At 44.9% G+C, this 25,489-nt stretch carries 25 protein-coding genes; 12 read left to right on the forward strand and 13 right to left on the reverse strand.

Features of this window, described 5'->3' with window-relative positions; all coding sequences use genetic code 11:
* Positions 1 to 12 precede the first annotated feature (12 nt).
* The gene (locus B7P33_RS04185) at positions 13 to 531 is read left to right on the forward strand and encodes a hypothetical protein (protein WP_097440671.1); all 519 of its coding nucleotides are present in this window, start codon (positions 13 to 15) and stop codon (positions 529 to 531) included.
* Between the two features lie 26 nt (positions 532 to 557).
* Here B7P33_RS04185 and B7P33_RS04190 read toward each other — a convergent pair whose 3' ends face one another.
* From B7P33_RS04190 to B7P33_RS04225, 8 genes are all read right to left on the reverse strand, one after another.
* The gene (locus tag B7P33_RS04190; protein WP_097440672.1) at positions 558 to 1,049 is read right to left on the reverse strand and encodes a hypothetical protein; all 492 of its coding nucleotides are present in this window, start codon (positions 1,047 to 1,049) and stop codon (positions 558 to 560) included.
* A 75-nt stretch (positions 1,050 to 1,124) separates the two neighbouring features.
* Positions 1,125 to 2,018: a helix-turn-helix domain-containing protein gene (locus B7P33_RS04195; protein WP_172435847.1), complete on the reverse strand. Its 894-nt coding sequence runs from the start codon at positions 2,016 to 2,018 to the stop codon at positions 1,125 to 1,127.
* 63 nt (positions 2,019 to 2,081) lie between these two features.
* On the reverse strand, positions 2,082 to 3,146 hold the full coding sequence (locus B7P33_RS04200; RefSeq protein WP_097440674.1) for a proline racemase family protein: 1,065 nt from the start codon (positions 3,144 to 3,146) through the stop codon (positions 2,082 to 2,084).
* 22 nt (positions 3,147 to 3,168) lie between these two features.
* On the reverse strand, positions 3,169 to 4,140 hold the full coding sequence (locus tag B7P33_RS04205) for a bifunctional Delta(1)-pyrroline-2-carboxylate/Delta(1)-piperideine-2-carboxylate reductase (protein WP_097440794.1): 972 nt from the start codon (positions 4,138 to 4,140) through the stop codon (positions 3,169 to 3,171).
* Positions 4,141 to 4,362: 222 nt separating this feature from the next.
* Positions 4,363 to 4,899, reverse strand: coding sequence for a DUF4136 domain-containing protein (locus B7P33_RS04210; protein ID WP_097440675.1), 537 nt, complete (start codon positions 4,897 to 4,899; stop codon positions 4,363 to 4,365).
* A gap of 255 nt (positions 4,900 to 5,154) precedes the next feature.
* The gene (locus B7P33_RS04215; protein WP_097440676.1) at positions 5,155 to 5,601 is read right to left on the reverse strand and encodes a hypothetical protein; all 447 of its coding nucleotides are present in this window, start codon (positions 5,599 to 5,601) and stop codon (positions 5,155 to 5,157) included.
* A 215-nt stretch (positions 5,602 to 5,816) separates the two neighbouring features.
* A complete protein-coding gene (gene obgE, locus B7P33_RS04220; RefSeq protein WP_097440677.1) occupies positions 5,817 to 6,818 on the reverse strand; it encodes a GTPase ObgE in 1,002 nt (333 codons plus the stop codon).
* Between the two features lie 12 nt (positions 6,819 to 6,830).
* Positions 6,831 to 7,952, reverse strand: coding sequence for an adenylate kinase (locus B7P33_RS04225; protein WP_097440678.1), 1,122 nt, complete (start codon positions 7,950 to 7,952; stop codon positions 6,831 to 6,833).
* Positions 7,953 to 8,069: 117 nt separating this feature from the next.
* Here B7P33_RS04225 and B7P33_RS04230 point away from each other — a divergent pair, with 117 nt between their 5' ends.
* Genes B7P33_RS04230 through B7P33_RS04240 form a run of 3 tightly spaced genes read left to right on the forward strand, consistent with a single transcriptional unit; the run spans position 8,070 to position 11,761 of the window.
* Entirely contained in the window at positions 8,070 to 9,224 is a 1,155-nt protein-coding gene (locus tag B7P33_RS04230) for a 5-(carboxyamino)imidazole ribonucleotide synthase (RefSeq protein ID WP_097440795.1), read from the forward strand.
* Between the two features lie 18 nt (positions 9,225 to 9,242).
* The gene (gene purE, locus B7P33_RS04235; protein ID WP_097440679.1) at positions 9,243 to 9,731 is read left to right on the forward strand and encodes a 5-(carboxyamino)imidazole ribonucleotide mutase; all 489 of its coding nucleotides are present in this window, start codon (positions 9,243 to 9,245) and stop codon (positions 9,729 to 9,731) included.
* A gap of 8 nt (positions 9,732 to 9,739) precedes the next feature.
* On the forward strand, positions 9,740 to 11,761 hold the full coding sequence (locus B7P33_RS04240; protein ID WP_097440680.1) for a M3 family metallopeptidase: 2,022 nt from the start codon (positions 9,740 to 9,742) through the stop codon (positions 11,759 to 11,761).
* A gap of 110 nt (positions 11,762 to 11,871) precedes the next feature.
* Here B7P33_RS04240 and B7P33_RS04245 read toward each other — a convergent pair whose 3' ends face one another.
* Positions 11,872 to 12,222 (reverse strand): rhodanese-like domain-containing protein, encoded by a 351-nt coding sequence (locus B7P33_RS04245; protein WP_097440681.1) that lies wholly within the window; start codon positions 12,220 to 12,222, stop codon positions 11,872 to 11,874.
* An 82-nt stretch (positions 12,223 to 12,304) separates the two neighbouring features.
* Here B7P33_RS04245 and B7P33_RS04250 point away from each other — a divergent pair, with 82 nt between their 5' ends.
* A complete protein-coding gene (locus B7P33_RS04250; RefSeq protein WP_097440796.1) occupies positions 12,305 to 12,859 on the forward strand; it encodes a sigma-70 family RNA polymerase sigma factor in 555 nt (184 codons plus the stop codon).
* Positions 12,860 to 12,862: 3 nt separating this feature from the next.
* Positions 12,863 to 13,105: a hypothetical protein gene (locus B7P33_RS04255; protein WP_097440682.1), complete on the forward strand. Its 243-nt coding sequence runs from the start codon at positions 12,863 to 12,865 to the stop codon at positions 13,103 to 13,105.
* Here the strand turns inward: B7P33_RS04255 and B7P33_RS04260 are convergent.
* On the reverse strand, positions 13,088 to 13,906 hold the full coding sequence (locus B7P33_RS04260; RefSeq protein ID WP_097440683.1) for a UbiA prenyltransferase family protein: 819 nt from the start codon (positions 13,904 to 13,906) through the stop codon (positions 13,088 to 13,090). The two genes, B7P33_RS04255 and B7P33_RS04260, sit on opposite strands and share 18 nt — an antisense overlap.
* A 130-nt stretch (positions 13,907 to 14,036) precedes the next feature.
* On the opposite strand from B7P33_RS04260, the gene gcvP reads away from it, so the two are divergent.
* The 4 genes from gcvP (at position 14,037) to B7P33_RS04280 (ending at position 19,503) form a co-directional block, all read left to right on the forward strand.
* Entirely contained in the window at positions 14,037 to 16,886 is a 2,850-nt protein-coding gene (gene gcvP, locus B7P33_RS04265; RefSeq protein WP_097440684.1) for an aminomethyl-transferring glycine dehydrogenase, read from the forward strand.
* A 166-nt stretch (positions 16,887 to 17,052) separates the two neighbouring features.
* Positions 17,053 to 18,111 (forward strand): 3-oxoacyl-ACP synthase III family protein, encoded by a 1,059-nt coding sequence (locus B7P33_RS04270; RefSeq protein ID WP_097440685.1) that lies wholly within the window; start codon positions 17,053 to 17,055, stop codon positions 18,109 to 18,111.
* A 1-nt stretch (position 18,112) separates the two neighbouring features.
* Positions 18,113 to 18,637: a methyltransferase domain-containing protein gene (locus B7P33_RS04275; RefSeq protein ID WP_097440686.1), complete on the forward strand. Its 525-nt coding sequence runs from the start codon at positions 18,113 to 18,115 to the stop codon at positions 18,635 to 18,637.
* A 2-nt stretch (positions 18,638 to 18,639) separates the two neighbouring features.
* Positions 18,640 to 19,503 carry a glycosyltransferase family 2 protein gene (locus B7P33_RS04280; RefSeq protein ID WP_097440687.1) on the forward strand — a complete coding sequence of 288 codons (864 nt, stop codon included), beginning with the start codon at positions 18,640 to 18,642 and terminating at the stop codon, positions 19,501 to 19,503.
* 96 nt (positions 19,504 to 19,599) lie between these two features.
* Here B7P33_RS04280 and pafA read toward each other — a convergent pair whose 3' ends face one another.
* The gene (gene pafA / locus B7P33_RS04285; protein ID WP_097440688.1) at positions 19,600 to 21,291 is read right to left on the reverse strand and encodes an alkaline phosphatase PafA; all 1,692 of its coding nucleotides are present in this window, start codon (positions 21,289 to 21,291) and stop codon (positions 19,600 to 19,602) included.
* A 112-nt stretch (positions 21,292 to 21,403) separates the two neighbouring features.
* Here pafA and B7P33_RS04290 point away from each other — a divergent pair, with 112 nt between their 5' ends.
* Both B7P33_RS04290 and B7P33_RS04295 read left to right on the forward strand, forming a co-directional pair.
* Positions 21,404 to 22,141, forward strand: coding sequence for an MlaE family ABC transporter permease (locus tag B7P33_RS04290; RefSeq protein ID WP_097440689.1), 738 nt, complete (start codon positions 21,404 to 21,406; stop codon positions 22,139 to 22,141).
* Positions 22,141 to 22,908 (forward strand): ABC transporter ATP-binding protein, encoded by a 768-nt coding sequence (locus B7P33_RS04295; RefSeq protein WP_097440690.1) that lies wholly within the window; start codon positions 22,141 to 22,143, stop codon positions 22,906 to 22,908. The genes B7P33_RS04290 and B7P33_RS04295 overlap by 1 nt, the downstream gene beginning before the upstream one ends.
* A gap of 39 nt (positions 22,909 to 22,947) precedes the next feature.
* Here the strand turns inward: B7P33_RS04295 and B7P33_RS04300 are convergent, their stop codons facing one another.
* Positions 22,948 to 24,405 (reverse strand): DUF389 domain-containing protein, encoded by a 1,458-nt coding sequence (locus B7P33_RS04300; protein ID WP_097440691.1) that lies wholly within the window; start codon positions 24,403 to 24,405, stop codon positions 22,948 to 22,950.
* 3 nt (positions 24,406 to 24,408) lie between these two features.
* On the reverse strand, positions 24,409 to 25,488 hold the full coding sequence (locus tag B7P33_RS04305; protein WP_097440692.1) for a mannose-1-phosphate guanylyltransferase: 1,080 nt from the start codon (positions 25,486 to 25,488) through the stop codon (positions 24,409 to 24,411).
* Position 25,489: the final 1 nt, after the last annotated feature.

Here is a 25,489-nt window from a genome sequence, read left to right on the forward strand (position 1 = left end):
TAAGTTCAAGCTATGAAAGAAAGTTTACTAATCGTTTCCGATATGTATGGGGGACAACCCGCTTGGCTACAGGACTACATTGACCATTTTGAAACAGACTTTAGCGTTTCTTACTTCGACTGCAAAAAAGAAGCCGGAATACCCGACCACATCCAGACCCCCGAAGAAATACACCAATATTTCGTTTTGGGCGGTATAGGACATGCCGTACAGAAATTATTAGAATCCGAAACTAAACCCGGCAATATCCTCGCATTTAGCATAGGCGGCACTATTGCATGGAAAGCCATTTTAAAAGGCCTGCCATGTACCCGACTCTATTGTATTTCGGCTACTCGACTGCGTTATAAAACCCAGCGACCGGATTGCCCTATCCGATTGATCTATGGGGAAGAAGATACCCATCGACCATCAACAACGTGGTTTAATCAAATGGGTATAGACCCGACTATCATCCCAAACCAAGGGCATACCTTATACCAAGCCCCTAGTTTACTCCTTTCTGATATACAGTCCTTTTTTAAGCATTGAACCAAAAGTTCATTCTGATAGCACGACTAGGCCTCTCTTTTTAAAATCAATAACTGTCCTAATTTATACACCCCACAGGCAGGTAAAATAATCCGGAACATATTCAAAACAGCCCACAACCAGATTTTGGAACGAAGGGCCTCACCTGATAGCTCCCCATTGTCAATAACCGGGACATTTATACACACAATCACATAAATAGTAAGGACGAAGACAATCAAGAATAAAATCAATGATAATCTGACCGCCTTTTTCTGAAGGCCCGATAACAAGCTGTTTTTCTTCAGTAAAAGCAGGTGCGATACTATGGCCACTAAGGTCAAAGGAAAATAGAACATGCCCGGGTCCGTGGTATGCTTAAACTTTCTAAAGTGCTCCAAGTTTTGATCCACATCACCGATCAACCAATTGGGTACGAATACCACTTGTTCCAATAACTCCCCGAACAACAAGGCACTAATCGATAAAAATGCAATCAACAATAGACTGGTACCCCTTTTTAATATTTTATCCGTCATGATACTTTTTTTCGCAAAAGTATCGCTGATCACCACCGTATTAGATATTAATTACCATGCAATAATTATTGTTTCCTATGCCTTTAATTGGTATCTATACTTCAAAGGGGGTTGCCCGGTATGTTTTTTAAAGAAATTGATAAAATTGGAGGTCGCACTAAAACCTAAGGTATCCGAAATCTGATCTACGGTATCTGTGGTTTGCATTAATAAGGTTGATGCTTCCAAAATGGTATATTCATCAATCAGTTGTTTTCCCGTTTTGCCTGTTGCCTTTTTAATACATTCGGATAAATACACTGTACTAATATTCAGTTTATCGGCATAAAAGTCCAAGGTATTTCTGGAATGCGAATGCTCTCGAATCAAACTCTCAAAAGTAAAAGCAATACGTTGTCCCCTTGACTCCATACTATTCCTTATTCCGCCATCATAAAACGATTTTCGGGATTCATAGAGCAATATATTCAGGTAAGAACGAATAATCTCTAGGTTTTCCAGACTCAGGTTTTCGAATAGGGCATATATTCTTTCAAAAATCCCTATAAACACAGCAGGGTTCTTTTCCAAACTATAGAGTGGTGGGTAGTTTTGATTGAAATAGGGAAACTTTCGTTGGATATCAAAATCGGTAAGACCGCTGTTCAAAAACGAGGGTTCGAACACCAGCATATACCCATTGGACAAAGCTTCGACTTCTTTTACATCAACGGATAAGGTCTGCTGCGGGGCCACAAAGGAAATTATGGTTTTGTCCTTGGCGGAATAAGCCGAATCATCAATAACAACATCCACGTTATACTGCCTGGAAAAGTAAACCTGAAAAAAGCCACATTTCCGGTTTACTGTTTTACGGGGAATTTTATCGAGATGGTCTTCGAATTTTAGGATATGAAAATCATCACATTTCCGATACGCATCAATATGCATAGCCGTCAACAATGCCTTAATATCCTTATTGTTTTCCATTATGGCAAGATACAACATCAAGAAATAGAGGAGTTGTAGCTAGCTGAAATCCCTCAAAAAATTCTACCTCAAAATAAACCCGTCTTTCATAAGGTCATTGGGATCTATGCAAAAGGTATGCTTCCCGGTAATATGTGCCGTTCCTTCTACTTGGGGGATTACGGCCGTAAAAGGTCCATAATCTTCCTCGCTTACCCAAGAACCCACAAAAACCGAATCAGTAATACTTTCTATGGAAAGGGTCTCGAACTGTTCCAGTTCTTTACGGGCCCTATGTATGGCCATACGTCCGGAAACACCGGACCCGGTCGGACAACGATCCACCTCGCCCTCAGCGAAAATGCAAACGTTTCTACTAGCCACCCCTTCGTTAAGGGAATCACCGATAAAAATGGTACCATACAAAAAGCTAAGGTCTTCTTCGAACGGATGGAGAATTTCCTTATCCGCATCCATTACAGCGTGCTTAATGTCCATGCCCGATTGGATCAGTGCCCGGTAACTTTCAGGGGTCAAATCGAAATCGAATTGATTCTTGTCCATATCTACATAGGCGTAAAAAGCCCCGCCATAGGCTAAATCGTAGGTAACGGTACCCAAACCGGGTACTTCAGCAGTTCTATCCAAACCAACTACAAAGCTGGGGACACAATGGAAGCGCACGCCTTTTACCTTGCCTTCTTCAACCGTAGTAAAGGAGGTAATACGTCCGCAGGGTGCATCTATCTTTAAGGTATTCACCCCTTCTTGCACATCTACCCAACCCATTTCCATAGCTAAGGTAGAAATGGCGATTATCGCATGGCCGCACATGGTGCTATAGCCTTCGTTGTGTAAAAAGAGAATCCCAAAATCGCCTTCATCGTCGTTTGGTGGCACTAAAATACAACCGTACATATCGGCATGCCCGCGGGGTTCGAACATTAGGGCGGTACGCAAATGGTCATAATGTTCTCTACAATACCTACGGTAATCCAATACGGAATCTCCTTTTAGCTCAGGAAATCCGGATACGATTACACGTAGCGGCTCACCACCGGTATGCATATCTATGGTTTTGATCTGCAACCAATCTTCATTGGGTGTAAAATCGATTTTGGACAGTATATTTTTATAAGTGTTCGTCATTTGATGCTTTATTAAAGACCTGTCAGGTTTTAGAAACCTGACAGGTATATTTATCAAAATAATACCCGGCAGCGGTTAGGTCTTCCAAGGCATGGCCCACCGATTTAAAATAGGTGATTTCAGAGGCAGAACTACGTCCCTTATGTTTACCCGAACAAAGCCCGAAAAGATCGGCTTTTACATCCGATTCCTTTAACTTACCCTCACGAAGCGGAATAACGATATCGCCACTTTCTTTGAGTCCGCCCTGATAGGTATCGACGAAAACGGTGGCTTTTTCGATACAGGCATCATCCGATTCACGCATATCTTTTCTATAGGCCCCAACCAAATCAATATGTTGGCCTTCGCGTAGATATTCACCCAATACCAAAGGTTCTTTTGACAAAGTGGCCGAGGCGATAATATCTACCTCCGGCATAACCGAAAAACGGTCTTCTATGGCCTTCAACTCCAAATCCAAATGCGTCAATTGGTTGCAAATAGCCTGGGCTTTTTCCAAGGAACGCCCCCAGACATAGACTTTTTTAATGGGCCTGACCGCGGCATGGGCCAGAATTAAATTAGCAGACAAGGCCCCTGTACCGATCATAAGCATACTGGAAGCATCGGGTCTTGACAAATAGGACGATGCCAATGCCGAAGTCGCTGCCGTACGCTTGGCCGTTAGGCTCTTGGCCTCCAATAGTGCCCTAACCTGACCTTTTACCGCATCGAGATAAATGTAGGTGCCTTGAATTGAAGGCAAATCGAATTGACCGTTATCGGGGCTCACCGTTACGATCTTTACCCCGGCTTCCTTAGACGGATTCCAGGCAGGCATTAACAATAAGGTGGATTCGCTACCTACGGCCGGGTTTGGAAAATCGTGATGATGCCGCATGGGCACCATAACCTCGGCCTGGGCAAAGGCATTGCGTAATGCTCCCACCAAACTATTAAAATCGGTATGGGCCTCAATAAATGTATCGGGTATCTGAACTATCTCCTCCATAACGGCTAAAATAGCCATTTCCGGCAGCACCCTCAACCCCAACGCCGGGCTGGTAAAAATGGGCGTGTTTTAGGGTAGAATAGTAAAAATAGTTATGGGTTATGGATTATGAATTCAGGATTACCGGTTTTCGGGTTACAACTAATCGCTTGGGCGGCAATTTCTAATTGAACAGAAAAAACGTTCAGGCCTCTCCAGCCGTGGCGAATATCTCAACCCAGCTTAGGGAGTCTTTTTTATTTTCGGCGGATATTTATCAAAGGCCTTGCATACCAGTTTATGCCAGTAGGCTTCTTTTTGTTCCGGGCTGCCCCCTTCTTTAAAAGACCCGGTGGCTACGGCCTGCCAGAACAGACTTTTCTTTTGGCTATCTACAAAGTCGAAGGTAATCTCGAGCTCGGGGCCATTGCCGCCTAGGGGAATACCCAAGGACACCCCGCCGCCGACACTACCTCCGGTGCCGCCTACCCCGACCCCAACGGAACTTTGTTCGGGCCTATGGAAAAAACCAGATCGTATGTCGACCAAAATATCGGGTTCCTCGGAAAACTTCAAGCCTTTGGTGGTCAGCACCGAATCCAAGGCCGTAAGCAAACGATTCTCGTCCAACGGACTCAAACCCGATTCCAAATCGGAAAAATAGGCGTAAGTAGAATAGTTGTTAAAATCGGTCTCCCTGTCGTAATCATAGGTCACCCGGGGTGCCGCACAAGAGCTGAGCACCAATACGAAAAGTAATACTGGCCAAAATCGGAACATAGGTAGGTGTTTTCCATAAAGTTAACCAATTTCAAGGAAATTATGTGATGGCGCACTATTTACGGTGAAAGTCGACCTAAAATCAAAAAAAAATAGACCCCACTCCCCTTTGTTCCCAAAAGGGCAGGTCATAACCAGTAGAACCATGGGCTCTAGCTATGTTTAAGGCGAGAGTTTGAGAGCAATGGTTACAGACTTGGCAGGTTTGCCAATTGGTCTTTATTTAAAGACTGCTTTTGAACAGTGTGTTTTCGTTTAATTACAAGGTTGTATTTCAACTATCTCGTTAAAGTCCTTTATAACCCAAAAATTTGACGATAATCTTATACCGGTTGCAAAATCATCTTCTTTTCTGGTAAAACTCACTATGTTTCCTACTAATTCATAAGTATATTCAGATGGCGCTTCATAAAGTTCATACATGTTCTCTTCACATAGTTCAAAGTCACGAATTAAAGTTGCCCTTCCATTATCAAAAAAAGCAACAACGGCATAAGAATCTTTAGACAAGTATTTAATCCTCCTAGTATCTTGATAGTCAACAGGTAGTTCGTACTCCTCTTTCTCATGGACCTCTTCGATTTCTTGTACTTCTTTAGAATCAACATCTAAGGTCTCTATCTCAGGTGCGGCCTTCTTTTTAGTAGTGCAACCTATAAGCGTAATACCCCAAAAAAACAATACCAATAATTTTCTTCTCATGCTTTATATATATATATATCAACTGAAATTCAAACTACTATTTTCATTGTACACGCAACTTCCTTCCAATACAAGTCATTCCTGTATACATGCATTATAATAGGTACAACTTGACAAACCATGGAAGCGAAAACAGCTTGACCTGCTACCCCTAATTGATATAGGGAAGTCTACATAAAATTAATCTAGACATAGCTGTTAGCCGAATTGTGGGGTCAAGCATTCAACATTTGCCAAAGCTTGTCTTTCAAGGCTTGCAAACCTTGTTGGGCCACAGAAGAAATAAACATATAGGGCGCCCCTTCGAGGGTTTGATCGAGCTCGGCCTTCATTTCTGCCTTTAACTCATCGTCCAGCATATCGCTTTTAGAAATGACCACGAAGCGATCTTTATCCAACATTTCCGGATTGTAACGCCGTAATTCATCTAATAGAATATGATATTCCTTCGCGATATCGGCACTATCGGCAGGGATTAAAAAGAGTAAGGTGGCATTGCGCTCAATATGGCGCAAAAAATAATGCCCTAACCCTTTCCCTTCGGCCGCACCTTCGATAATACCCGGAATATCGGCCATTACAAAAGTTTGGAAATCGCGGTTTTTTACAATCCCTAAATTCGGTTTTAGGGTGGTAAACTCGTAATCGGCGATTTTGGGCTTTGCCGAGGTCAGGACCGATAGCAAGGTGCTTTTACCCGCGTTCGGGAAACCTACCAAACCTACATCGGCCAATACCTTAAGCTCTAAGGTAACCTGACGTTCTTGTCCAGGAATACCGGGCTGTGCATAACGCGGGGTCTGGTTTACCGAGTTTTTAAAATGCCAGTTACCACGACCGCCCAAACCTCCTTCGAGCAGAATCAATTCTTGTCCGTCTTCGGTTACCTCACAGATTACCTCCTGGGTTTCGGTATCGCGTATCAGTGTACCCAACGGCACTTCTAAATACACATCTTCACCATCGGCCCCAGTGCTACGGTTTTTACTACCATGGGCCCCATGACCGGCCTTAAAATGCCTTTTGAACTTAAAGGAGAATAGGGTCCAAAGGTTTCGGTTACCCTTTAGGATAATATGGCCACCACGACCTCCGTCTCCCCCATCGGGGCCACCTTTGGTAATATACTTTTCGCGATGCAAATGCACCGAACCCTTACCTCCATTACCCGAAGCCAGATGTATTTTAACGTAGTCTACAAAATTACCTTCGGTCATGGCAAGGGGTTTTTATTTGTTTACGGCTACCAAACCGTCGATGATTACGGCCAAACGACCGGTAATCTCTTCAATGGCGCCGATTCCGTCTACACTATGGAATTTGTCTTGGGCCGTGTAGAACTCTTGTAACGGAGCGGTTTTTTGGGTGTACTCTTCAAAACGGGCCCTGATCTTGGTCTCGTCTTGATCGTCGGTACGCCCACTTACCTTACCACGCTCCAACAAACGGGCGGTCAAAATATCGTTATCCGCTTCTAAAGCTATGGTAGCGTCTATTTTCATACCCTTACCTTCCAAAAAGGTATCCAATGCTTCGGCCTGGGCCGTAGTCCTTGGAAAACCATCGAAAATAAAGCCTTGGGCATTCGGGTTTTTATCTACCTCGGCCTCCAACATACCAATGGTCACCGCATCGGGTACCAACTGGCCCTGGTCGATATAGGATTTGGCCTCGTTACCCAAGTCGGTTCCGTTTTTGATGTTGTATCGGAACAAATCTCCGGTAGAGATGTGTACCAAATTGTATTTTTCCTTCAAAAATGTGGCCTGGGTGCCTTTTCCTGCTCCGGGTTTACCGAATAGCACAAGATTGATCATATCCGTATCGTTTAGTTGGTATATTTCCTGTAAGTTTCTTCCAAGTTCGTCATAATCGAGTCCATACCCGACCACGAATTTGTTGGGTATCTCTAGCCCCACATAATCTATATCGTAGTCGCCATTGTACACTTCCGGCTTTAACAACAGACTTACGATCTTGTATTTTTTTACATTGGTCTGCTCGAGCATATCGACCAATTTCTCCAAAGTTTTCCCGGTATCGATAATATCCTCCACAATAAGTACCGTACGGCCTTCCAAATCCTCCGGCATATCCAACAGGGTCTGCACCAATCCGGTAGAGGTAAGACCGGCATAGGAGGCCAGTTTTACAAAGGCCACTTCACATGGGTAGGGATAGTGTTTTAGAAGGTCGGCCACGAACATAAAGGAACCATTGAGTACCCCAACGAAAACGGGCACCTCGTCTTTATGGTCCTCGGCAATGCGCAAAGCCACTTTTTTTACGATTTCCTGCACCTTGTCTTCCGTGAGATAAGGCTTGAAATATTTATCCTTTAATCGAATCACCTGAAACTAATGAAGGGGCAAAGATAGTACATAGATTTCTCTTTTTGGGGCTGCCCCCGATTTTATACCTTTGTGGGTTTGAAGCCCTTTGATAAAACACAGAAAACGGAGCACCCTATGGACTATTTTTCGACCGATTTTACACTAGGCATCCTGGGCGGAGGCCAGTTAGGTAAAATGTTGCTATACGAAACCCGAAAATGGGACGTAAAAACCAAAGTACTCGATGCTTCGGAAGCCGCACCTTGCCGCATTGCCTGTGACGAATTCGTCTTGGGCAGTTTAATGGATTACGATACGGTGTACCAGTTCGGTAAAGATGTGGATGTACTTACCATAGAAATCGAAAACGTGAACACTGATGCCTTGGAAGCCCTCGAAAATGAAGGGGTTACCGTGTATCCGCCCACCCATAGCCTGCGCACCATACAGAACAAGGCCAAGCAAAAACTGTTTTATGTAGATTCCGATATCCCAACCGCACCTTTTAGCCGCTTTGCCTATGCCAGCGAAATTGAAGACAGCGTTAACAATGGCGGTATCAGCTTACCTTTTGTATGGAAGGCCGCCCAGTTCGGTTACGATGGTCAAGGGGTTAAAGTGGTACGTTCGTTGGAAGATTTAAAAGACCTGCCCCAAGGGGAATGTATTGCCGAGGAATTGATCCCGTTCAAAAATGAATTGGCGGTTATCGTGGCCCGTAATCCCAAAGGGGAAGTGGTTACCTATCCGGTGGTTGAAATGGAGTTTCACCCGGAAGCCAACCAGGTAGAATATGTACTTTGCCCCGCCCGTATTCCGGATGCCGTTGCCCAAAAAGCCCGCGATATCGCTTTACAAGTGGCCGAGAAACTGGAAATGACCGGTTTGTTGGCCGTAGAAATGTTCCTGACCGAAGATGATGAAATTTTGGTGAACGAAGTGGCGCCAAGACCTCACAACAGTGGGCATTATAGTATTGAGGGCAGTTACACCAACCAATTCGAACAGCATCTCAGGGCGATTTTAGACCTACCTTTGGGCGACACCCAAAGCAAACAGGCCGCCGTAATGGTGAATTTAGTAGGTGCCGAAGGACATACCGGCCCGGTACATTACCAAAACATGGCCGAAATTTTGGCCATTCCTGGGGTTACCCCACATATTTACGGCAAAAAGGAAACCCGCCCCTTCCGTAAAATGGGGCATGTGACCATAGTGGACAATGAAATAGAACGTGCCCGTGAAAAGGCCCAACAAGTAAAACAACGTATCGGGGTCATAAGCCAATAGCCCCTAAAGAAAAAGTATATGAGCAAAGTAGCCATTGTTATGGGAAGCACCAGCGACCTTCCTGTTATGCAAGACGCCCTAGACGTTCTCGAAGGGTTCGGTATTCCGGTAGAACTCGATATCGTATCGGCCCACCGTACCCCAGAAAAATTATTCGACTTTAGTAAAAACGCCCATACAAGGGGCATCTCGGTAATTATCGCCGGTGCCGGTGGGGCAGCCCATTTACCGGGTATGGTGGCCTCCTTATCACCTTTACCGGTTATCGGGGTACCTGTTAAAAGTCGCAACTCTATAGACGGTTGGGATTCGGTACTCTCCATTCTTCAAATGCCCGGAGGGGTACCCGTGGCCACCGTGGCTTTGGATGGTGCCAAAAACGCCGGAATCTTGGCCGCGCAGATATTGGCCAGTCAGAACGAAGCCTTGTTGGAAAAAATTATTGCCTTTAAAGAAGGGTTGAAAGAAAAAGTTATCGAAGGGGCCAAATCAGTCGCCAAAAAATAAAAGTTATTATGGGGAACCCATTGTTGGAGCCATTTGATACGGCACCATTTTCAAAAATTGAGAACGCACATTACAAACCGGCTTTTGAAACGGCCATGGCCCAGGCCAAAGCCGAAATAGAGGCCATCGCCGACCAAACCGAACCGGCTACCTTCGAAAACACCATTGCCGCCCTAGATTATTCGGGCAAGGCCTTGGACCGTATTTCGAGTGTATTCTTTAATTTGAACAGTGCCGAAACCAATCCGGAGATCCAACAAATCGCCCAAGAGGTTTCGCCCTTACTTTCGAATTTTAAGAATGATATTGTTCTAAACGAAGCCCTTTTTGCCCGTATCAAAAAAGTGTACGACCAAAAAGACCAACTGGAGCTCACTATCGAGCAAAACACCTTGCTCGAGAAGAAGTACAAAGGCTTTAGCAGAAACGGTGCCCTTCTAAATACCGCGCAAAAAGCCAAACTAAGGGAGCTCGATACCCGATTGGCCCAGTTGGCCCTTACCTTTGGCGAAAACGTATTGGCAGAGACCAACGCCTTTCAAATGCATTTGACCGAGCCTAACGACCTGGCCGGGCTACCGGAAAACGAAAAGGCCGCGGCCGCCGAAATGGCCAAGGCCAAGGAACTCGATGGCTGGTTGGTCACCTTAGACTATCCGAGCTACATTCCTTTTATGAAGTATGCCGACAACAGGGAACTTCGCCAAAAACTACACAAGGCTTTTGCCAGTAAAGCCTATAAGAACGACGATAAGGACAATCAGGAAAACGTACTCCAAATCGTAAAGTTACGCCACCAACGAGCGCAGCTTTTGGGTTACGATACCCATGCCGATTTTGTTTTGGAAGAACGTATGGCCAAAACCCCAAAGACCGTACTCGATTTTCTTTCGGAATTGTTGGAAAAAGCCAAACCTGCCGCCCAACGTGAATTCGACGAGTTGGCCGCTTTTGCCAAAAAACGGGACAACATAGCCCGATTGGAAAAATGGGACAGCGCCTATTATTCCGAAAAACTACGTCAAGAACGTTTTGCCCTAGACGACACCTTGCTCAAACCTTATTTTAAGCTCGAAAACGTCATCGATGGAGTATTTCAGGTGGCCGAAAAACTATTCGGGCTCCGCTTTGAAGCGGTAACCGATATCGACACCTACCATGCCGACGTAAAAACCTATAAGGTATTCGATGAAAAGGGTGGATTTGTCTCCCTCTTTTATGCCGATTTCCATCCCAGACCGGGTAAACGGGGTGGTGCCTGGATGACCTCTTTTAAAGGACAATACATAGAAGACGGTAAAAACAGTAGACCCCAAGTGTCCAATGTGTGTAATTTTACCAAACCCACGGCAGACACCCCTTCATTACTCACCTTTAACGAGGTAACCACCTTGTTCCATGAATTCGGACACGGACTACATGGAATGCTGGCCAACACCACTTACCCCAGCCTTTCGGGCACTTCGGTGTATTGGGATTTTGTAGAGCTTCCCAGTCAGGTTTTGGAGAACTGGTGTTATGAAGAAGAAGCCTTGGCCCTTTTTGCCAAACATTATAAAACCGGGGAGACCATTCCCATGGAACTGGTCCAAAAAATAAAGGACAGTGCCACTTTTCAAGAAGGCATGGCCACCTTGCGCCAACTGAGCTTTGGTTTCTTGGACATGGCCTGGCATAGCCAAGACCCTTCAGCTATAAACGATGTGGGCCAATTCGAAAAAGAAGCCTTTGGCGACACCCAATTGTTCCCTGAAGTTGATGGTACCTGTATGAGCACCGCCTTCTCACATATTTTCCAAGGCGGATATTCCTCGGGCTATTACAGCTACAAATGGGCCGAAGTATTGGACGCCGATGCCTTTGAACTTTTTAAGGAGAAAGGTATTTTCGACAAGGAAACCGCCGCTTCCTTTAAAGAACACATCTTAAGTAAAGGTGGTACGGAAGACCCTATGCAACTCTATAAAAGATTCCGGGGTAGTGCCCCCAAACCAGAGGCATTGTTACGTAGGGCGGGTTTATTAGGATAGCATGAGTTTCGGAGATCGGCTTATACAAGTTTGTCCAAACCATATTTTTCAAACTTACCCATCAAAAACTCCTGGCATCAATAAGCTTCATTCTCAGTTCAGAAGACTATTTACTTCGGATAGGCCGCATACCCATCACTGAGCTCAACAATATCGGTATACCCCAACTCCTTTAACTTTTGGGCCGCCTTGGCCGATCGCACTCCGGCTTGGCAATACACATAAACGGTTTTATCCTTGGGTACCTGGGCCTGTACCTGAGTAGCGAAACCGGCATCCATCCAATTGATATTTATAGCATTAGGCACTGCCCCCCTATTAAATTCCTGGGGCGTACGTACATCGAGCAGTGTTCCTGTTTTTATATCGTTTTGTGAGATTTCCGTTATAGACTTTGTTTTTATTTGCGATGAACAGGCACTGATACCCAGACAAAAAACAAAAAGCAATACGTATTTCATAGCGTTTGGTATTTGCACAAAAATAGTTTTAAAAATGGAAATAGCGATTTTAACAAAAAGCCCTACCTTTAGTCCTCAAACCATGGAACACACGCACCAACTCGAACCCAACAAATGGGTCGACCGATATTCCGACTATCTATTTAACTATGCGGTTTCGCGTATCAGTGATACCGAAATGGCCAAGGATTTGGTACAGGAAACTTTTTTCGCCGGATTAAAATCTGCCAAAAACTATAAAGGAGATGCCGCCGAGCGTACTTGGTTAATTGCCATTCTTAAACGAAAGGTCATAGACCACTACCGAAAAATAAATTCAAAAAAAGGCAAGGCCGAAGTACGTATGCCCCAATCTTTTGACGAAGAGTCAGGCAATTGGGCCGAAGAGCGTGTGGCCGACCCCTATAGCCAAGCCGGAAAGAGCCAGCTAGAAAATGAAGAATTGGGCTTGGCCATACAGGAATGTATCGCCAAACTCCCTAAAAAACAATCTATGGTCTTTACCATGAAGACCATTCAAGGCATTAGCACCGAAGATATTTGTAATGAGCTAGGTATTAATCCGTCTAACCTTTGGGTAATGATTCACCGGGCCAGAACGGCCTTGATGGGATGCCTTAATCAAAATTGGTTTTAAACAATGATAAGCTGCGAAGAAGCCGCCGAAATCTGCGACAAAGCACAGTATGACGAAGTGAGTAAATGGAGGTATTTGAAACTGAGAATACACCTGTTGTTCTGTAAAACCTGTGCCCAACATTCTAAAAAAAATACCCAACTATCGCACCTTTGCCAAAAGGCAGAGCTGCACAGTCTTACCGAGTCCGAAAAAGAGGAAATGAAGACCGAATTGGAGAAAAAAACCTTAGTCGGGAAATCCTAGGTACAATAGTAACCAAAACATAGGTATGGCCTCCACCCAAAAAGAAGCGAAATAACGAGATCTTTCGGCATGCATTCGCCATAGCATCAGGAGTAATATGGCAGCAAGAAAGGCTTTACGCCAAAGTTCCCCATACCCGATTATATCTTTAAAAAAGATTAACAGAAAGAAGGCCACAACCCAAACCACCCCCAACACCTTAACCTTTTTCACTCCATAACGCTGGGGCAAGGTTCGTAATTCAGCTGGATCTACTTCCATATCACGCAATTCAAAAGGCAACATAAGTATACAAACGAACAGAAAACGTTGTACAAACTCAACCCATGTATCCCAAAGCAGGGTAGCTTCCTTTTGATACACAGGAACAATAACCGTGGCTATAGCCCAGACCAAGGCTACGATAAAAACCTTTAACCAACCAATACTGCGTAAATTCTTCCCCTTTTTGAGCATGGGCAGGGCATACAGACCGACCAAAATGGCCAGTACCCAAAAAACAACCCATAAATCCTGCCACAAAAACCATCCGCTATAAAGCGCCAGCAACAGGGCCGGTATACTGAACCAAAAGTATTTTTTATGCCTTCCTCGGGGCACAAAAACATAGCGTTGGGCCTCTATACCGTATTTTATAAAATTGTAGACGGCAATGGCACCAAAAAACTGGGCGGAAATTAAATGGACATTTACAGAAATGTTATGTTGCCAGCTACTGACCAAGGTTAGCGAAACCACAGCCAAAGCCACGTGCACACTGGCCTCTAGATACCATTGAAACCCTTGTACCCAAACCTTCATCTCACAAAAATAACCAAAGCCCCGCATATCTTACCATGGGCCGGCAAACTACAAGTTAGTATAGTACAATCCGCTAATAATATCGTAATTTTGCGGCCATTCCATTAAACAATTAAGGATTTATCAGACTATGAACACGGATGTTTTTGCAAAACGCCATATCGGCATAGGCAACAAAGACCTGGGAACCATGTTGAAAAAGGTCGGCGCCTCCAGTTTAGATCAGTTGATTACAGAGACCATTCCGGCCGATATTCGATTGGAAGAACCTTTGGATCTCGCCCCTGCTATGGACGAACATAGTTTTTTGAACCACCTACATAGTGTCTCTCAAAAAAACAAACTTTTTAAAACCTATATCGGATTGGGGTACCACGATACCATTACCCCTTCGGTTATCAAAAGGAACATTCTAGAAAACCCGGGCTGGTATACAGCCTACACCCCATATCAGGCGGAAATTGCCCAAGGAAGGCTGGAAGCGCTGCTGAATTTTCAGACCGTAATTACCGAACTTACGGGTATGGAGTTGGCCAATGCCTCACTTCTCGATGAGGCCACGGCCGCGGCAGAAGCCATGACCATGCTTTTCGCCCTGCGTAGTAGGGCGCAGAAAAAACAAGGCGTACAAAAGTTCTTCGTTTCCGAAGAGGTTTTACCACAAACGGTATCCCTATTAAAAACCAGGGCCATTCCGTTGGAAATCGAACTTGTTTTCGGATCCCATACCGATTTCGATTTCGACCCGGCCTATTTCGGTGCCTTGTTGCAATATCCGGGTAAATACGGAGCCATATACGATTACGAAGGTTTCGTTACCAAAGCCCACGAACAAGAGATCAAAGTAGCCGTTGCCGCCGATATTATGAGTCTGGTCTTATTAAAGTCGCCAGGCGAATTCGGTGCAGATGTGGTGGTAGGTACTACCCAGCGCTTTGGTATCCCCTTAGGTTATGGTGGGCCTCATGCTGCCTTTTTCGCGACCAGGGAGGCCTATAAACGAAATATTCCCGGCCGTATCATTGGGGTAACCAAAGACCTTGATGGTAAACGCGCCCTTCGAATGGCTTTACAGACCCGTGAGCAACATATTAAACGAGACAAAGCCACCTCTAACATTTGTACCGCCCAGGTACTTTTAGCGGTTATGGCCGGTATGTATGCCGTTTACCACGGTCCGGGAGGCTTGAAGTATATCGCCAATAAGATACACGGTCGAACCCAGCAGCTGGCACAAAGCCTGGCCGCCATGGGTGTTGGCCAACAGAATACACAATATTTCGACACCTTGAACATCAAGGTTACAGATAGTGCCAAACTAAAGGCCATTGCCGAAGCCAAAGAAATCAACTTCCATTATATAGATGGCAAGCATGTATCGGTAAGTTTGAACGAGACGACCTCGGACCTAGATTTAGAGGCTATAATCGCTTGTTTTGCCGAAGCGGAAGGGGTAAAAGCCGAAAACCATAGTGAAACCACTACTGTTTTAGAGGCGTCAGTAGCCAGGACCCAGCCTTTTATGGAAATGGAAGTGTTCAATCGCTACCATTCCGAGACCGAGATGATGCGCTATATCAAAAAATTGGAGCGCAAGGATTTGGCCTTGAACCATTCGATGATATCGTTGGGTTCTTGTACCATGAAATTGAATGCTGCCACCGAAATGTTGCCCTTAAGTTGGCCACAATGGGGTGGTGTACATCCTTTTGTTCCGGTTGACCAGGCTGCGGGTTACCAAGAAGTACTGGCTAGTCTAGAACATCAGCTAAACGTAATCACTGGCTTTGCCGGTACATCGCTTCAACCTAACTCGGGTGCCCAGGGTGAATATGCCGGACTCATGTGTATACGCGCCTATCACGAATCGCGTGGAGAGGGCCATCGCAATATATGTATCATCCCGGCATCGGCTCACGGTACCAATCCGGCTTCCGCAGTAATGGCAGGTATGAAGGTAGTAGTTACCAAAACCGATGAAAAAGGAAATATAGACCTGAACGACTTGGCCGAAAAAGCCGAAAAACATAAGGAAAACCTTTCGGCCCTTATGGTAACCTACCCCTCTACCCATGGGGTATATGAATCTTCCATAAAACAGATTACGCAATTGATCCATGACAATGGCGGACAAGTCTATATGGATGGCGCCAATATGAACGCCCAAGTAGGTCTGACCAATCCGGCCAATATCGGTGCCGATGTGTGTCACTTAAACCTGCATAAAACCTTTGCCATACCGCATGGTGGTGGAGGCCCAGGTGTTGGCCCTATTTGTGTGGCCCCACAATTGGTTCCTTTCTTGCCGGGCAACCCGGTAATTCCCACTGGTGGCGACCAGGCGATTACAGCAATTTCGGCCGCACCTTGGGGTAGTGCCTTGGCTTGTTTGATCTCGTATGCCTACATTTCCTTGTTAGGCGAAAAAGGTCTGACCGATTCTACGAGGGCCGCCATACTGAACGCCAACTATATGAAAGAGCGCTTGGTGGATGGTGGTTTCGACGTTCTGTATACCGGGGAACAAGGCCGTGCCGCCCACGAAATGATCGTAGATTGCCGTCCGTTCAAAACCAATGGCATTGAGGTAACCGATATCGCAAAACGCCTTATGGACTACGGTTTCCATGCTCCAACGGTTTCCTTCCCGGTGGCCGGTACCTTAATGATAGAACCCACCGAAAGTGAAGGCCTAGCCGAACTGGATCGTTTCTGTGATGCCTTACTGGCCATTAAGAACGAGATAGAAAGCTGCCATGCCGAAGAACCCAACAATGTACTGAAAAACGCACCCCATACCTTGGAAATGCTGACTGCAGATTCTTGGGAACTACCCTACAGTAGGGAAAAAGCGGCTTACCCCCTAGCCTATGTGACCGAAAACAAATTTTGGCCATCGGTAAGACGGGTAGATGAAGCTTTTGGGGATCGTAATTTAATTTGTAGTTGCGCCCCTATTGAAGATTTCATAGAAGCCTAATAACAAGACAAATAACTTACTATTAGCCGTTTCCAAATTACTGGAAACGGCTTTTCTTTTTCCAAAAAACACCAAAAACATCGCTTGACCATCGTAGGTGTTATTATGCATGCATAGCTCCGATATGGAAAACTACCTATATTGAATCGATTAAAATCCAAGTATTATGGCACGCATAGGCATTACGGGAACAGGCTGTTATATTCCTAAAGTTACCGTTGGCAATGACCACTTTCTAGAGCATACTTTCTTGAACCCGGATGGCAGCGGTTTTAAACAATCGAATCCGGTTATTATCAAGAAATTCAAGGCTATTACCGGAATCGATCAACGCCGCTATGCCACCGAAGAACAAAATAGTTCGGATCTTGGGTATTATGCCTCCCTCAAAGCCTTGGAAGACGCCGATCTAGACAAGGAAAAACTAGACTATATCATTTATGCCCATAATTTTGGCGATGTTCCTACCCAAAATGGCCAAAGTGATATGCTTCCAAGCCTGGCCTCTCGTGTAAAGCAAAAACTGGGCATCAAAAATCCGGGTTGTATTGCCTATGATCTTATCTATGGTTGCCCTGGATGGGTGCAGGCCATGATCCATGCCGAAAGTTTTATAAAATCGGGGTTAGCAAAGCGTTGCTTAATCATTGGTGGGGAAACCTTATCGCGGGTTGTAGATCCTTATGACAGGGATTCCATGATTTTTTCCGACGGTGCTGGTGCCACCATTCTGGAAGCTACGGAACAGTCCGGTGAAATTTTAGGACGGGCTTCGGCCACTTATGCCAATGAAGAGGCAGATTTTCTGTTTTTCGGAAAATCGAACCATAGCGAACCGGCCGCCACCAAGTATATTAAAATGCACGGGCGTAAGATTTATGAGTTTGCCCTTACCTATGTTCCCCAAGCCATGAAACAGTGTTTGGACGAAAGCGGGATTCCGATTTCAGAGGTGAAAAAAATATTCATTCATCAGGCGAACGAAAAAATGGACCAGGCCATCATTGACCGCTTTTACGAACTGTATGATGCCGAACCCAAAGCCGATGTTATGCCCATGAACATCCAGTTTTTGGGCAATAGTTCGGTGGCGACAGTTCCCACCCTTTTCGACCAGGTACGAAAAGGAAAAGTGGACGGACACCAAGTTCAGAAAGGAGATGTTGTTATATTTGCAAGCGTGGGCGCCGGCATGAACATAAACGCCCTCGTTTACAGATACTAACATGTACGAAACCAATTTTCCGAATAAGCGATACGCCCATACTCTAGACTTTCTAAAAAAACATATTGACACCGATGCGTCTATCCTAGACCTTGGGGTATACAATCCGTTTTCAGATGTTATGGCCCAACAAGGGTATAGCGTAACCAATACCCAAGGGGAAGACCTCGATTTTAATTTTAGCAGCGTACAGAATTCCGATGCCCAAGTGGTAACGGCCTTTGAAATCTTTGAACATATGTTGGCTCCTTTAAACATATTGCGCGAGATTAAAGCCGATAAATTGGTGGCCAGTATACCACTACGCCTATGGTTCGCTACGGCCTATCGAAGCAAAACAGACCCTTGGGATCGGCACTACCACGAATTCGAAGATTGGCAGTTCGACTGGCTGTTGGAAAAAGCCGGATGGAAGATTATAGATCGTAACAAATGGACGAATCCGGTTAAGAAAATCGGTATTCGGCCCCTACTGCGTAGTTTTACCCCACGCTACTATATCGTATATGCCGAAAGGATAAAATAAGAATGGATCGCCACTTACACATAGCGATCATTATTCCCTTTTATAACGAAGCGGATCATTTGGCCCAATGTTTGGATTCCTTTGTTCAACAAAGCAAGCGTCCGAATCAATTGATATTGGTAAATGACAATTCTTCCGACGATTCCCCTAAAATTGCAGAAACCTATACCCAAAAACACAATTGGATACAACTAGTACACCACGAATCGAGTAAAGAACATATGCCAGGCCAAAAAGTGATCAATGCCTTTTGGTATGGGGTACGCCATTTAAAACAAGATTACGACCTTATCGGAAAGTTCGATGCCGACATCGTATTGCCGAAAGATTACTTTTCAAGTTTAAGCCCTTTTTTTACGAAAAACCAAAATTTGGGATTAGCCTCAGGCCTACTTTATATTAAGAAAAATGACCAATGGCAATATGAGTCCATCGCTGACAAAACCCATGTGCGGGGCCCGATCAAACTCTATTCAAAAGGGTGTTTTGAGGCCATAGGTGGACCAAGAGCAGCCATTGGATGGGATACACTGGACACCCTCCTAGCCAAATACCACGGTTTTGAGACCCAAACCCATTTAGAACTTATCGTAAAGCATTTGCGGCCCACAGGGGGAGCCTACACCCAAAAATCGCGCTTAATGCAGGGCCATGCCATGTACACCATGGGCTATGGTTTTTGGATCAGTTTGATCGCATCGGCCAAGACCGCCATGCGCTCCAAAAAATTGGCTGCATTAACCGACAACCTAGCCGGGTTTTTCCATGCCAAAAAAACGAAAACCCCGTTTTTGGTCACCTCGGAAGAAGCCCGTTTCATTCGAAAAACACGCTGGAAAGGTGTTTTGGGTAAACTAGGGCTCTAATCTTTGGAACACCAAAGTTAAACACCCTTACCTACCCGAATTAACTTCAAGACATACCAACCCCTTCTCCTTTGAGGGGAAAGGATATGTACAGACTTATTTTAGAGCTGCTGCGACAGGCTTACCGGTGGTACCACTAGGAAACGCCATACCCAATAACACCGAAATGGTCGGGGCGGCATCTACGATTTCAGTACGTTCGGCCGTTGCCCCATTACGAATCCCTTTCCCCATAAACAATAGAGGCACATGGGTATCATATATTTGTGGCGAACCATGGGTAGACCCGGTCTTTGGGTAATCTATAGTACCCGGCGACAATACATAAAACACATCGCCGCTTCGTTTTTGATGGTAACCGTTCTGCAAAATATAACCTAAACCACGGGTATAGTTGTTAGACCAAAGTTGGTTGGCGGTAAAAGTTTTTTCAATGCCCTCGTGTTTAACCAACTCCTTGGCCATCATCTCTTGCACTTTGGACAGCTCCAAATCTAAATTCTCTATAATCTTATGATCTAAAAAGAGCTGATTATTAGAGCTCGCCTTAACGATATCGGTAGTGCCAAAATTATATTTAAGGTATTCGTCAAACTCAGACATTACCTTGTCCTCATCGATATATCCGGCCGGGATACGCTCATCGGCCAAATAGGCCGGCACATCAATGGCGGCATGATCTGCGGTCAGGAAAACGGTATAGTTGCCTTTACCCACCTTGCTATCCAAAGCATTGAAAAAACGTTCCAAATCTTGATCTAAACGCACATAGGTGTCCTGAACCTCTTTTGAGTTGACCCCATATTTATGGCCAACATAATCGGTACTCGAAAAACTTACGGCCAAAAAGTCGGTATCGGCATCGGTACCCAGCGATTCACCATCTAGAGCCGCAATGGCAAAATCGGCCAAAAGGCTATTACCAAAGGCAGTTGCCTTTAAGATATCATAACCTCCATTGGCATCCCAAAGAGCGGGCAAATCGTGTGGGAAAACAGCAGCCTCCTCCCCTTCGAACAGCCCTTCGTAGTTATTCTTATCAGTTCCGCTTTCTTGGTAAGCGGCTATATCTTTGACCGTTGTCCATGGTCTTTTATATTGCGACACGGAATGGGTTTGGTTGTATTCGGCCACCCAATTCGGGAGGGCATCCATATAAAATGAACTCGTAATCCAATGTCCGTCCGATTTTCCTCGGAACCAATAAGCAGCATTGGCCATATGTCCGCCCGGAAGTACAGCCCCACGATCTTTAATTGACATGGCTATGACCTTACCCCGCTTTTGGGTATGCAACCGAAGTTCATCGGTCATTGTGGTTACCTGCATACGATGGGGCGACATTTTACCATCGTCAGCATTAGAGCCTACGGAAGTAAAACTGGGATCGCCAGCACAGTAAACACTTTTACCCTCGGCCTTACTGTACCAATTGTTACCAATAATTCCATGGGTAGCAGGGGTGGTACCGGTATATACCGAGGCATGCCCCGGCCCTGTGCTGGTAGGCGCATAATTATAATGGTTGTTCTTACAGTTAAAGCCTTCACGTACCATACGCTTAAAACCTCCTTGGGTATAATGCCCCCAGAAACGTGTTAAATAATCGTAACGCATCTGATCTACCACGATACCGACCACCAACTTTGGCGATTCAGCCACCTGGGTTTCCATGATCACTGGAGCAACTACTTTTTTATTCTTTTTCTTACGCTGGGCATTTAGGGCCGATGGCACTATTATAAGACCACCCAAAACCGCTAAGACAACATTTTTAAGCAATGACATATTGATAAATTAAAGCCCCAAAAATAGTCAAAATACATCATCGCTAATTTAAGCAGGGGTTAAAAAGCAATTGCATGCTGTTTTTTTTAGGTAATACCCCTATTTTTACCTTATGAAGCAAATCGCCGCTATTGGCAAGTATTGGATAATGGTTTGGGAGCTTTTTAAAAAGCCCACCAAATGGTCGGTGATGCGGAACCTGATCCTTAAGGAAATCGACGAGTTGATATACGGCTCCATGGGCATCATCGTTTTTATCTCCTTTTTTATTGGAGGCGTTGTGGCCATACAGACCGCATTGAATATTACCAACCCATTAATACCAAAATATTTGGTCGGTTTTGCCACCCGACAATCGGTTATACTCGAGTTTGCACCCACCTTTACCTCCATTATCATGGCGGGAAAAGTAGGTTCGTATATTACTTCTAGTATTGGTACCATGCGGGTTACCGAGCAAATCGATGCTCTTGAGGTCATGGGAGTAAACAGCCTGAACTATCTAGTTTTCCCAAAAATCATTGCCATGCTTATGTACCCATTCGTGATTGCTATTGCCATGAACGTGGGTATTCTCGGGGGGTGGATTGCCGGGGTTTTTGGAGGCTTCAGCTCCAGTGCCGATTTTATTAACGGTATTCAACTCGATTTTATACCCTATCACGTTTTTTATGCATTCATGAAAACCTTGGCCTTTGCGTTTATCATTGCCACCGTACCCTCTTTTCATGGCTATTATATGAAAGGCGGCGCCTTGGAAGTAGGCAAGGCCAGTACCACTTCTTTCGTTTGGACCTCAGTGGTAATCATCATTACCAATTACACCTTAACCCAATTAATGCTCGGCTAATGATAGAGGTAGACAACATTCACAAGTCTTTTGGAGAGTCGCATATTTTAAAAGGGGTCAGTACTTGTTTTGACAAAGGAAAAACCAATTTGATCATTGGGCAAAGTGGGTCGGGAAAAACGGTTTTCTTAAAATGTCTTTTAGGATTGTTTAGCCCGGAACAAGGCAGCATAAGTTACAACGGACAAATTTATGCCGATTTAACCAGGGACCAACAACGGATGCTGCGCCAAGAAATGGGCATGGTTTTTCAGGGCAGCGCCCTTTTCGACTCCATGACCGTGGCCGGAAATGTGATGTTCCCCTTGGAGATGTTCACCAAACAAGCCCGTTCCGAAATGGAAGATCGTGTAAACATGGTTTTACAGCGGGTAAACCTACATGATGCCCATAAAAAATATCCTTCGGAGATTTCCGGTGGTATGCAAAAAAGGGTAGCCATTGCCCGGGCCATTGTAATGAACCCGAAATATCTGTTTTGTGATGAACCTAATTCGGGCCTCGACCCCAAAACAGCCATTGTAATCGATAATCTCATTCAGGAAATTACGAAGGAGTACGATATTACCACGGTAATAAACACCCACGATATGAATTCGGTTATGGAAATCGGAGAGAAAATCGTTTTCCTTAAAAACGGTTATAAGGAATGGGAAGGCACTAAAAACGAAATTTTTAAAACAGACAATGAAGCGGTAACCAATTTTGTGTATTCGTCAGAACTGTTCAAAAAAGTACGCCAAATGTATTTGGAAGAGCGTAATTAAGCCAAACTTAGCAATCCGCTATCTGGTCAGTACAACCAATTATTCTCCTGAAACCCCCACACTTTCGTTATGCAATCTTAGCTTAAGCCAGGCTTCCAGTTTTTTGGTGTCGGCCTCTACCTGTTTCGGTTTTTTCAGGGCGGCTTCGTTCCATTTGGCCTCAAACACAGGTACGGTGTCTATTTTGGTAAAATCGGTAACCAGTTTATAACTAAAGCCCAAACTCTGAAGGTTTTCGTAATTCACCTTGGCCTCTTGGGCAATTTCGGCAAAGGGTACATCGGCAAACTTACCGACCCGGGCCAACTCACCTTCCAAAAATTTAATCTTAGCATCCTTAGAAGTTAGCTCTGCTTTTTTGGATTCATAAAGCTCACTCACATATTTCAATTGGTCCCCGGCCTCACTTTTGGCCCCTTGTACGATACGTAATTCCGAATCTACCAAGTGGGAATATTTGTTCTTTTGCGCCTGCCAAGTAGCGATTACATTTTCAGGAATGGTCTCACTACCCACGAACAATAATTCAACCAACGGATTTTCACCCTCGTTATATTCTATAACACTGTTGTTCTGCAACAAACGCCCGTCTTTTTGGAATTTATAAGACAGCACCTGCTCTTGGATAAAGGTCTGGGCCTGCGCCTGGAATACCGAACGTTTGTACACCTTATAAAAGGTATATCCGGCCGGAATCATAACCAAAAAGGCCGCTATGGAAGTTAACTGGGCAATACGCTTACGCCGTTTCGAATTCACATAACGCACCATGGGGAACCTCAGAAACTTGATTACCACAAAAGTCGCCAAAGCGATGAACATGGTATTGATAATGAACAGATACATGGCCCCTGTGGCATAGCCCCAATTGCCAATGGCCAAACCAAAACCGACGGTACACAAAGGCGGCATTAAGGCCGTGGCAATCGCCACCCCGAAAATAACCGAAGCAATGGTCCCTTTTTTGGCCCGGGCGATTACCAAGGCCAAACCACCAAAAAAGGCAATCAATACATCTCTGATATCGGGCGAGGTACGCGCCAGTAGCTCGGAAGACTCTTCTTTTAAGGGAGTCACCGCAAAGAATAGATAGGCCGTTAACACACTGAGTCCAATCATTACCGCGAAGTTTTTCAACGACCGTCTCAAGGTATCGATATCGTTTATGGCCAACGATAGCCCAATACCCAAAATAGGGCCCATAAGGGGAGAAATAAGCATCGCTCCGATTACCACTGCGGTAGAATTGGCGTTTAGACCAATGGAAGCAATAAAGATGGAACAAATCAAAATCCACGAGGTGTGGCCTTTAAAGGGTATATCGGCGATAATCGATTCTTTGGTGGCTTCCTGATCGGTATTATGCCTGATGTCAAGCAGTTCCCATAGAAACTTCTTTACACTGCCCAGCAGTCCTTGAAAATCGCGTTTTACCTCGTGGCCCCCTTCAACATTACCGTTGGTCGGATTGGGCTTGTTCCCTAATGCTTCGCTCATATGTTATACTAGTTCATCGCCGAAAGTATCACGCACTTTCGATACGACTTTTTTAATATCTTGTTCTTTTGCCTTTGGGTAGATCATCAAGACCTCATCTTTATCGACTACGATATAATCTTGCAACCCATCGATGACCACCAGTTTTCCGGCATTGGTACGAATCATGTTACCTTGGGCATCTTCGGCCAACAACCTACCATTTACCATGGCATTGTTTTCGGCATTCTTCTCCAACTTATCATACAGGGATCCCCAAGTACCCAAATCGTTCCAATCGAAAGAAGCAGGCAAAACGAAAATAGACTTGGATCGCTCTAATATAGCATAATCTATGGATATATTTTCAGCCTTACCGTAGTTCTCCTGTATAAATTGCCTTTCATCTGTAGTGTTATACGCTGACACGCCCCGCTGAAACAGTTCGAACATTTCGGGCTGATAGCTGGTAAACGCATTTACGATGGTTTGCACGCTCCACATAAAAATACCAGCATTCCACAGAAAATTACCCTGTTCCAAAAACTGTTGTGCGGTGGCATAATCGGGCTTTTCCCTGAACTGGGCCACCGGTTTTAGGTTTTCGGTGGCCTGTTTGTCGAATTCAATATAGCCGTACCCCGTATTCGGGAAGCTTGGCTTAATCCCAAGTGTGCACAACACGCCGGTCTCCTTGCATTTTTCAAAACTTGCCTCTACATCGCGTGCAAAAGCCGCCTCGTCTTCGATCCAATGGTCACTAGGGGCCACGATCATAACGGCATCGGGGTTTTGCTTTTGGATTTTTAGGGCCGCATATAAAATACATGGGGCCGTATTGCGCATAGCCGGTTCCAAAACCACCTGATCTTGGGTTACCTTGGGCAACTGTTCCAACACCAAATCGTTGTACCGCTCATTGGTCAGAATCAGTATATTCTCGGCCGGTATAAACTGGTTCAACCTATCAAAGGTCTTTTGGATCAAAGTTTTTCCTGCTCCCAACATATCGTGGAACTGTTTGGGATTTTGGGATGTACTTACCGGCCAAAAACGGGAACCTACCCCTCCGGCCATTAATACGGCGTATTTATTTTTATCCATT

Origin of the sequence: Sediminicola luteus (assembly GCF_002514735.1) — a bacterium.
In the GTDB taxonomy this organism is placed as follows: Bacteria; Bacteroidota; Bacteroidia; order Flavobacteriales; family Flavobacteriaceae; genus HQA918.

Excerpts from the sequence above, each read along its gene's own strand:
- B7P33_RS04300 (WP_097440691.1), bottom strand. The coding sequence starts at position 24,405 with ATGAGCGAAGCATTAGGGAACAAGCCCAATCCGACCAACGGTAATGTT.
- B7P33_RS04295 (WP_097440690.1), top strand. The coding sequence starts at position 22,141 with ATGATAGAGGTAGACAACATTCACAAGTCTTTTGGAGAGTCGCATATT.
- B7P33_RS04250 (WP_097440796.1), top strand. The coding sequence starts at position 12,305 with ATGGAACACACGCACCAACTCGAACCCAACAAATGGGTCGACCGATAT.
- B7P33_RS04195 (WP_172435847.1), bottom strand. The coding sequence starts at position 2,018 with ATGGAAAACAATAAGGATATTAAGGCATTGTTGACGGCTATGCATATT.
- B7P33_RS04205 (WP_097440794.1), bottom strand. The coding sequence starts at position 4,140 with ATGGAGGAGATAGTTCAGATACCCGATACATTTATTGAGGCCCATACC.
- B7P33_RS04260 (WP_097440683.1), bottom strand. The coding sequence starts at position 13,906 with ATGAAGGTTTGGGTACAAGGGTTTCAATGGTATCTAGAGGCCAGTGTG.
- obgE (WP_097440677.1), bottom strand. The coding sequence starts at position 6,818 with ATGACCGAAGGTAATTTTGTAGACTACGTTAAAATACATCTGGCTTCG.
- purE (WP_097440679.1), top strand. The coding sequence starts at position 9,243 with ATGAGCAAAGTAGCCATTGTTATGGGAAGCACCAGCGACCTTCCTGTT.
- B7P33_RS04190 (WP_097440672.1), bottom strand. The coding sequence starts at position 1,049 with ATGACGGATAAAATATTAAAAAGGGGTACCAGTCTATTGTTGATTGCA.
- B7P33_RS04230 (WP_097440795.1), top strand. The coding sequence starts at position 8,070 with ATGGACTATTTTTCGACCGATTTTACACTAGGCATCCTGGGCGGAGGC.
- B7P33_RS04240 (WP_097440680.1), top strand. The coding sequence starts at position 9,740 with ATGGGGAACCCATTGTTGGAGCCATTTGATACGGCACCATTTTCAAAA.
- B7P33_RS04215 (WP_097440676.1), bottom strand. The coding sequence starts at position 5,601 with ATGAGAAGAAAATTATTGGTATTGTTTTTTTGGGGTATTACGCTTATA.
- B7P33_RS04290 (WP_097440689.1), top strand. The coding sequence starts at position 21,404 with ATGAAGCAAATCGCCGCTATTGGCAAGTATTGGATAATGGTTTGGGAG.
- B7P33_RS04275 (WP_097440686.1), top strand. The coding sequence starts at position 18,113 with ATGTACGAAACCAATTTTCCGAATAAGCGATACGCCCATACTCTAGAC.
- pafA (WP_097440688.1), bottom strand. The coding sequence starts at position 21,291 with ATGTCATTGCTTAAAAATGTTGTCTTAGCGGTTTTGGGTGGTCTTATA.
- gcvP (WP_097440684.1), top strand. The coding sequence starts at position 14,037 with ATGAACACGGATGTTTTTGCAAAACGCCATATCGGCATAGGCAACAAA.
- B7P33_RS04245 (WP_097440681.1), bottom strand. The coding sequence starts at position 12,222 with ATGAAATACGTATTGCTTTTTGTTTTTTGTCTGGGTATCAGTGCCTGT.
- B7P33_RS04200 (WP_097440674.1), bottom strand. The coding sequence starts at position 3,146 with ATGACGAACACTTATAAAAATATACTGTCCAAAATCGATTTTACACCC.
- B7P33_RS04270 (WP_097440685.1), top strand. The coding sequence starts at position 17,053 with ATGGCACGCATAGGCATTACGGGAACAGGCTGTTATATTCCTAAAGTT.
- B7P33_RS04185 (WP_097440671.1), top strand. The coding sequence starts at position 13 with ATGAAAGAAAGTTTACTAATCGTTTCCGATATGTATGGGGGACAACCC.
- B7P33_RS04255 (WP_097440682.1), top strand. The coding sequence starts at position 12,863 with ATGATAAGCTGCGAAGAAGCCGCCGAAATCTGCGACAAAGCACAGTAT.
- B7P33_RS04210 (WP_097440675.1), bottom strand. The coding sequence starts at position 4,899 with ATGTTCCGATTTTGGCCAGTATTACTTTTCGTATTGGTGCTCAGCTCT.
- B7P33_RS04280 (WP_097440687.1), top strand. The coding sequence starts at position 18,640 with ATGGATCGCCACTTACACATAGCGATCATTATTCCCTTTTATAACGAA.
- B7P33_RS04305 (WP_097440692.1), bottom strand. The coding sequence starts at position 25,488 with ATGGATAAAAATAAATACGCCGTATTAATGGCCGGAGGGGTAGGTTCC.